This window comes from Sphingorhabdus sp., from assembly GCF_044357595.1.
Classification (GTDB): Bacteria; Pseudomonadota; Alphaproteobacteria; order Sphingomonadales; family Sphingomonadaceae; genus Sphingorhabdus_B.
The window spans coordinates 1-3,987 of the sequence record NZ_JBIKPH010000170.1; the positions used below are offsets into that span (position 1 = coordinate 1).

2 protein-coding genes and 1 pseudogene are annotated in these 3,987 nt (G+C 57.3%); 1 reads left to right on the top strand and 2 read right to left on the bottom strand.

Annotated features, from left to right (window positions below; translation table 11 throughout):
• Positions 1–968 (bottom strand): annotated as a pseudogene (locus tag ACIQ2T_RS12265) (IS3 family transposase); the annotation flags it as partial.
• Positions 969–1,122: 154 nt separating this feature from the next.
• Here ACIQ2T_RS12265 and ACIQ2T_RS12270 point away from each other — a divergent pair.
• Complete coding sequence (locus ACIQ2T_RS12270) at positions 1,123–1,293, top strand: formate dehydrogenase subunit delta (RefSeq protein WP_397591060.1); 171 nt, start codon at positions 1,123–1,125, stop codon at positions 1,291–1,293.
• A 406-nt stretch (positions 1,294–1,699) separates the two neighbouring features.
• Here the strand turns inward: ACIQ2T_RS12270 and ACIQ2T_RS12275 are convergent, their stop codons facing one another.
• Entirely contained in the window at positions 1,700–3,712 is a 2,013-nt protein-coding gene (locus ACIQ2T_RS12275) for a TonB-dependent receptor (RefSeq protein WP_397591061.1), read from the bottom strand.
• Between the last annotated feature and the right edge of the window lie 275 nt (positions 3,713–3,987).

Genomic DNA, 3,987 nt, shown 5'->3' on the forward strand with positions numbered 1-3,987 from the left:
CAACTCGTCACGCAAGCTGCCGTTGAACGATTCACAATAGCCGTTCTCCCACGGGCTGCCTGGTGTTATGTAAAGCGTCTGCACTCCGATCTGTGCCAACCAGTCTTTCACGGCGGTGGCAATGAACTCGGGGCCATTGTCTGACCGTATGTGCGCTGGCGGGCCGTGGATGACGAACAGCTCGGCTAGGATCGCGAGCACGTCCGCGCTTCTGATCCGGCGTGCAACCAACAGGGCCACACACTCTCGGCTCGCTTCATCGATGATCGCAAGGATCCGGAACTTGCGACCATCATGGGTTCGACCCTCGACAAAGTCGTAAGCCCAGACATGCCCCGGATATTCAGGGCGCAGCCGGATGCACGAACCATCGTTCAGCCACAGCCGTCCGCGCTTTGGCTGCTTCTGCGGCACCTTAAGCCCTTCACGCCGCCAGATGCGCTCAACCCGCTTGCGGTTCACATGCCAGCCTGCGTCACGCAGGAGCGCTGTCACACGCCGATAGCCATAACGACCATATTGGCGTGCCAACCCGATAATGTCTGCGGTCAGGGCTTCCTCGTCATCCGCCCCGCGCGGAACTTTACGCTGCGTCGATCGGTGCTGGCCCAGAACTCCGCAGATGCGGCGTTCAGAGACAGGCAGTTCCTTGCGGATATGATCAATACAGCGCCGTCGTCGCGCGGGGCTCAGTAGTTTCCCCGAGCAGCCTCTTGCAGGATCAGCTTGTCGAGAGTGAGATCTGAGATCGCACGGCGTAGCCGCGCATTCTCTTTCTCAAGCTCTTTCATCCGCCGCGCCTGATCGGTCTTCAGACCGCCATATTCCTTGCGCCAGCGGTAATAGGTCTGCTCGCTGATCGATAATCGGCGGCAGGCATCTGCCGTCGTCCCACCCTGCGCCAGCACAATCTCTGCTTCACGCAGCTTGCCGATAATCTCCTCCGGCGTGTGTTTCTTGAATGGCATTTGTCTTTTCCTTCCGTGTCCAAAATAACATATATTTTGGACCACCCAGAAGGGGGCAGATCAATTGGCAAGAGGACTATAACGGCTTGTCCGAACGCGCGCGGCGCATCGAAACGGTCCCTGCGGAGTGAATACAATCGATAAGTTGGTGCTGATGGCAAATCAGATTGCCGCAAACCTCGAAAGAGAACCTGATACGGCTACGGCGGTTGCAAACCATATCAAACGCTACTGGGACCCCAGAATGAAATCGCTTGTCAGACAGCCCAATGTTGAAGGGCTGTCTCCCGCAGCATCAGCAGCAATCAAAATGCTCACAGACTAACGATATGCCCTCAAAGGTCTGGGTCACATTGGTGAAGCCACACTGTCATTTTATCCGCGAACTAGCATTAAGATTTCCCTGATGCTCATCAAACTCTCCCTGCTAACTCCAAATAATTCCCTGTTCCCTACAGTAGGGAATTTAGTCGTGTATCCGGCAGAATTGCTGACTATATTACGACGAAATTCCTAAGTTCGCATCGATAACATCGATTTTTCCCTGTAAATTCCCTGCACAACAGGGAAATCCAACCGGAGGACGGTTCACGCGTGACTGCACCCACCGCCAACATCCCATTCCTGCACGCACCTACGACGTATGCTTGCAATTCCCAAGCGCGGGACATTTTCGATATTCGTCATGCCAGCAGAATGCTGACGTGATTCGAACGGGGCTTTTAAGCAACCTAGCGCGTCGTAAACTTCAATCCAATCCACAAGATGCGCGGTGTGCCGAGGTCAATGGACGTATCGACCTTGCGCGTCACCACGGCTTTATTGAAGATATTTTCCACACGGCCCGTCAATGCGACCTGTTTGGTCAGCGGGATTTGCGCGAAGCCGTCCAAGGTTAGCGCCGACGGCAGCGTGTTGCTTTCCAGATCATCCTCAAACTGCGCGCCGACATAGCGCGCGGTTGCAGAGAACATTGCGCCTTTGCTGGGCGACCAGCGCACCGTTGCGTTGGCGGCATGACGCGGGCTTTGTGCGGGAGAGAAACCGTTAAGCGCAATTGCGCTGCCTGACGCCCGCACTTTGCTGTCGCTAAAGGCGTAGGAACCCGAAACGGCCACTTCCCCGAATATGGCTTCGCCAGACAACTCAACGCCCTTGGCGACAATGGCATCGACATTGCCGCGCTGGCGCAAATTCGTACCTATGGTGATATTGGCGATCGCGTCGTTCAGCCGGTTGTAGAACAGGGTTGCGCCAAAAGAGAGGCCATCGGCTGGGCGGATATCGAAACCGGCCTCAACGCCGCGCAGCTTTTCCACCTTCAATGCCGCATTGGCGCGGGTGGCAACGGGGAACACCGTGAAAGGCCGGTACAGTTCATTCAACGTTGGTAAGCGAAAGCCGGTATAGGCCGCTGCACGCGCGGCAAAGCTATCGCTTGCAGGGTAGAGCGCGCCGACACGCGTGCTTGTCTGCCAACTTGCGCGATTAGCAAATTTGTCATCGCGCACGACCGTGCCATTCGCGCTGCGCTCGGCAAAAAAGCCGCTGTCGATGGTCCAGCGATCTGCGCGTAGGCCACCCGTCAGCGTTACTGCGCCGATCTTCCAATCATTCTCCGCAAAGATGCCAAAGGTTGCTGTATTACCGCCTGCGTTGCGCCGGGCCGTGACGAGGCCCGTGACGGCGCTGTAGGCATCTTCAAACAACATGCCGTCCGACAATCGTGCATCTGCACCGATGCGCAATTGGTGGTCGCTGCCAACCGGCGGACGGATTTCGATTTTTCCACCCAGTCCTGCGGATGGCGTGTTCCTTTGGTCAAGCGTCTTGCGCAAGGATGTGGCGCTGATCACCACATTGGTGAAGTTGCGCGCCTGGACATAGGCCAATGCATCGACTTGCCAGAGACCTCGAGAGACAATGCGTATGCTTGCGTCTTGACCTTCGGAGCTGCTGTCCGCGCCTGCAAAGCGCAGCGTGCGATGGTCTTGGAAGATGAGCCCGCGGAATTGCATCTCTACGCCGTCCGCTAATGGAGCGACTGCGCGCAAGCCCGTTGACCAGCTATCATATGCCGCACGCACGTCGCTTGGCTGGCGCGTGGCCATCGGCGAAGTGAAGAACCCGTCACCGCGGTCCCAGCGCCCCGAAAGGGTCACAAACCCCGCGCCAAGGTCCCTAGCAACGCCAGCCGACAATTCGCTTGCATTGTTGCTTCCGTAAAATGCCGACAAGGATGCATCGGGCTGGTCGGCGCGTCCGGCACTGTTGAGCTCAATGGTGCCAGCAACGGCGCCTGCACCAAAAGCGCCATTGCCGCCGCCGCGCGTCACCCTGACCGAGGACAAGCGTTCCGGCGCAATCGCGCTAAATGGGATGTAGCCGAAAAACGGGTCAGCCTGCGGCACGCCATCGAGCAGAACGAGCGTGCGACTTGAGGCGTTGCCGCCAAGCGCGCGTAGCGTTGCGCCTTGGGCGGACGGGTTGGCCGAACGGCTGTCGGATCGGCGGAACTGCTGAAACCCTGCGACATCGGCAAGGACATTTTCGATGCGGCCCGATGCCTCGCTGGTCAAGCGCGCACGGTCGATTTCCACCGACCCATAAGCAGGGTCACCCTTCGTCTGGTCGAGCGCTTTTCCAGTTACAATAATAATCGGTCCAACGGCCTCCTGCGCATAAGCAGCAGGCGTGCCGATGATGAACGCCAATAGGGAGGCCCGAACCAATTGCGTAATCATGGGGGTTCCTGAAAAATGGAGGACAAGGATATTGCGGCTTTCTCACGCCCATATATGCACCACTACAGATTTTTGAACTGTAATAAACTGTGGTTGCAATAAGGGCACGACACGGGCATTGGCCGCGAACGGAATCAGGAGAAGATACATGCGTCAAATCGATCATTTTATCAGCGGTGGCGCGGGCGCCAGTTCAGTGCGTTTTGGCGATGTCATGGACCCTAACAATGGTGGCGTTCAGGCGCGTGTGGGACTTGGCGATGCGGCAGTGCTTG

What these genes read in the sequence shown, in the direction of transcription:
- ACIQ2T_RS12270 (WP_397591060.1), top strand. Translation starts at nt 1,123, where the DNA reads ATGGCAAATCAGATTGCCGCAAACCTCGAAAGAGAACCTGATACGGCT.
- ACIQ2T_RS12275 (WP_397591061.1), bottom strand. Translation starts at nt 3,712, where the DNA reads ATGATTACGCAATTGGTTCGGGCCTCCCTATTGGCGTTCATCATCGGC.